The sequence below is a fragment of the Rhodoblastus sp. genome (genome assembly GCF_052145335.1).
GTDB lineage: Bacteria > Pseudomonadota > Alphaproteobacteria > Rhizobiales > Beijerinckiaceae > Rhodoblastus.
The window spans coordinates 1-3,469 of record NZ_JBKQOU010000146.1; the positions used below are offsets into that span (position 1 = coordinate 1).

The 3,469-nt window shown below is 60.2% G+C and carries 3 protein-coding genes; all 3 read right to left on the reverse strand.

Features of this window, described 5'->3' with window-relative positions:
- Position 1: 1 nt before the first annotated feature.
- Positions 2–760 carry an SPFH domain-containing protein gene (locus tag ACLP2E_RS10190; protein WP_442462384.1) on the reverse strand — a complete coding sequence of 253 codons (759 nt, stop codon included), beginning with the start codon at positions 758–760 and terminating at the stop codon, positions 2–4.
- A 146-nt stretch (positions 761–906) separates the two neighbouring features.
- Positions 907–2,118 carry an NADP-dependent isocitrate dehydrogenase gene (locus ACLP2E_RS10195; RefSeq protein WP_442465843.1) on the reverse strand — a complete coding sequence of 404 codons (1,212 nt, stop codon included), beginning with the start codon at positions 2,116–2,118 and terminating at the stop codon, positions 907–909.
- 527 nt (positions 2,119–2,645) lie between these two features.
- The coding region (locus ACLP2E_RS10200; protein WP_442465844.1) for an acetyl-CoA hydrolase/transferase family protein at positions 2,646–3,469 on the reverse strand (824 nt) is incomplete at its 5' end.

The window sequence follows — 3,469 nt, forward strand, 5'->3', positions numbered from 1 at the left end:
CCTAGTCCTTCGCCGCTCTGTTCCCCAAAGCCCGCGCGGCTTCGACGAATTCGCTCGGCATCATCACGATGGTCATGGTGTTCTGTTCGGCCCCGACTTCGGTCAGCATCTGCATCCGCCGCAATTCCAGCGCGGCGGGCGAAGCCATGATGATTTCCGCGGCCTGACGCAGTTTCTCCGCGGCCTCGCCTTCCGCCTCAGCCTTGATGATCCGCGCGCGTTTTTCGCGCAGCGCCTCGGCCTCCTGGGCCATGGCGCGCTGCATGGTCGGTGGAATCTCGACGCTTTTCATCGCCACGCGCTCGACCTTGACGCCCCAGGGTTCGGTCACCGCGTCGATGGCGCTCTGCATGGCCGCCGAAATCGTCGCCTGATCCTTCAAGATGTCGTCGAGCGTGTGGCGCCCGATGATGTCGCGCAAAGTGGTGATGGCCACCTGGGTCACGGCCTCCTCGATATTGCGCACTTCGAACACCGACCGTTCGGCCATGACGATGCGCCGCCAGATCACCGCGTCGATCCTGATCGGGACATTGTCGCGGCTGATCGCCTCCTGGCCGGAAACGGCGGAAGTGACGATGCGCAGATCGACCTTGATGGTGGTCTCGATGAACGGGATGATCCAGTACAGGCCCGGTCCCCTGGTCGCCACATAGCGCCCGAAGCGAAGCACGACGCCGCGCTCGTACTGGCGGGCGATGCGCAGTCCGGCGAAGAACAGGACAAGGGCGGCGAAGAACACGAAAACGCTGAAGGGCATGGCCGCAACTCCGTTGGGGGCGCCGTGGCTGTCGCCTCGGGCTAAAGTTTATACGCCTTCGCCGCCATCGTCGGCGCCCAAAAAAAACGGGCCGAGCGGCCCGCTTCAAGTCTTTGGAGAATGTATTTGGAAGAAAGTCGAAAAGCTTACGCCATCGCCTTTTTCAGGTTCTCGTCGATCTTGTCCAAGAATCCCGTGGTCGAGAGCCACTTCTGGTCGGCGCCGACCAGCAGCGCCAGATCCTTGGTCATGAAGCCGGATTCGACCGTGTCGACGGAGACCTTTTCCAGCGTCAGAGAAAACTTCAGCAATTCCACATTGTCGTCCAGCTTGGCGCGGTGCGCGAGGCCGCGCGTCCAGGCGAAGATCGAGGCGATGGAATTGGTCGAGGTTTCCTTGCCCTTCTGGTGCTCGCGGTAATGGCGGGTGACGGTGCCATGCGCCGCTTCCGCCTCCACCGTCTGGCCGTCGGGGGTCATCAGCACCGAGGTCATCAGGCCGAGCGAGCCGAAGCCCTGCGCCACCGTGTCGGACTGCACGTCGCCGTCATAGTTCTTGCAGGCCCAGACGTAGCCGCCCGACCATTTCAGCGCCGAAGCGACCATGTCGTCGATCAGGCGATGCTCGTAGGTGATCCTGGCCTCGACGAACTTGTCATGGAACTCGTTCTCGTACACTTCCTGGAACAGATCCTTGAAGCGGCCGTCATAGGCTTTGAGAATGGTGTTCTTGGTCGAGAGATAGACTGGCCATTTGCGCAGCAGGCCGTAGTTCAGCGAGGCGCGGGCGAAATCGCGGATCGAATCGTCGAGATTATACATGGCCATGGCCACGCCGGCGCCCGGGTACTTGAACACTTCCTTCTCGATGACCGTGCCGTCCTCGCCCTCGAACTTGATGGTCAGGCGGCCCTTGCCGGGAACCTTGAAGTCGGTGGCGCGATACTGGTCGCCGTAGGCGTGACGGCCGACGACGATCGGCTGGGTCCAGCCGGGAACCAGGCGCGGCACGTTCTTGCAGATGATCGGCTCACGGAAGATGGTGCCGCCGAGGATGTTGCGGATCGTGCCGTTGGGCGACTTCCACATTTCCTTGAGCTTGAACTCTTCGACGCGCTGTTCGTCGGGGGTGATGGTCGCGCATTTGACGGCGACGCCGTATTTCTTGGTCGCCTCGGCGGAATCGATCGTCACCTGGTCGTTGGTGGCGTCGCGATTCTCGACCGACAGGTCGTAATATTTGAGATCGATGTCGAGATAGGGGTGGATCAGCTTTTCCTTGATGAAATGCCAGATGATCCGGGTCATTTCGTCGCCGTCCATTTCGACGACCGGATTGGCGACCTTGATCTTGCTCATCTTTGACCTCTTGCCCCTGGGATTGGCGATTTCTGGACGCCTTCCGGCGTCAGGCTCGCCGCCCTATAGCATCGGCCCGCCCGCCCGACTAGTACGGCTTTGGACGAGGTTGCGGGCGCGTCGTCGGCCGCCCGTATCCTGCGCCGCAGCATCGCCAGGACGGCGCCCGTCGCCGTAGTTGGCTCCAGCGGCGCCTCTGGAGCATGATCGCGTCATTAATCGCTCACATGTCTCTCTCCAGCCCAAACTGACTGCGTCGCCAACGGTGATTTAATATTACGTTAGCTGTATCAAGCAGGTTCGCAGGCGGTTCGCTCCGCGACGGTCCCTAATCTGATCCATGGATGCCCTCTCTACTTGTGGGATGCTTGAACATCGCCACTTTGGCGCACCGCGATGCCGTCGGGATGGGGCATTCACTCCATCAGCGGACGCTCCTATACCCTCCGCCCGGATGGCAGATCAATTTTAGGTATTACGCGCGGAGAAGATGGACACCCGCCCATGGCTTAGGGCGGCAGGGCTTGTCAGAAAAAACCGCGTGGAATCAGCCGATGCTCGTAAGCCTCCCGTTCGAGGCTTTCCCGGAAATCCGGGTGTGCGATTGAAATGAGCGACCTCGCTCGTTCCGGGACCGATTTCCCCTTCAGGTTCACCATTCCATATTCGGTAACCACATACATCATGTCCGCACGAGGCGACGTGACGATGTTGCCCTTGGTGAGATTCAAAACGATACGGCTGCGCCGATCGCCGCGCTTGTCGTAAGTCGACGACAGACAAATGAACGATTTGCCGTTCTTTGAGGCATAGGCGCCACGGATAAACTGCGACTGCCCGCCTGTGCCGCTGATGTGGCGGTTGCCGTCGGACTCGGACGCGGCCTGTCCCTGAAGATCGATTTGGGTTGTGTTGTTGATGGCCACCACATTGTCGTTCAGCATGATCAGATGTGGCAGGTTCGTGTAGTCGACAGGATGGTATTGAATGTCAGGGTTGCGATTGACCGCTTCGTAGAGCTGGCTGGAACCCATTGAAAACGTGCCAACGATCTTTCCTGGATCCCGTTGCTTGCGAGCGCCCGTTACGAGACCGCCCCGGTAGAGGTTTATGATTCCGTCGGTCACCATCTCGGTGTGGACGCCAAGATCCTTCAGGCCGCTTTCTTCCAGGACGCAGCATACGGCATTGGGCATTCCGCCGATGCCGATTTGTAGGCAAGCCCCGTCATCGATTTCGCCAGCGATCAGGCGGGCAACCTTCCGGTCGACTTCGGTTGGGGGCGGATTTGGCGCCTCGAGGGCAGATGAATCGTCGCCCGGAATAACGTAATCCACCTCGCTGACATGCA

What these genes read in the sequence shown, in the direction of transcription:
- ACLP2E_RS10195 (WP_442465843.1), bottom strand. Translation starts at nt 2,118, where the DNA reads ATGAGCAAGATCAAGGTCGCCAATCCGGTCGTCGAAATGGACGGCGAC.
- ACLP2E_RS10190 (WP_442462384.1), bottom strand. Translation starts at nt 760, where the DNA reads ATGCCCTTCAGCGTTTTCGTGTTCTTCGCCGCCCTTGTCCTGTTCTTC.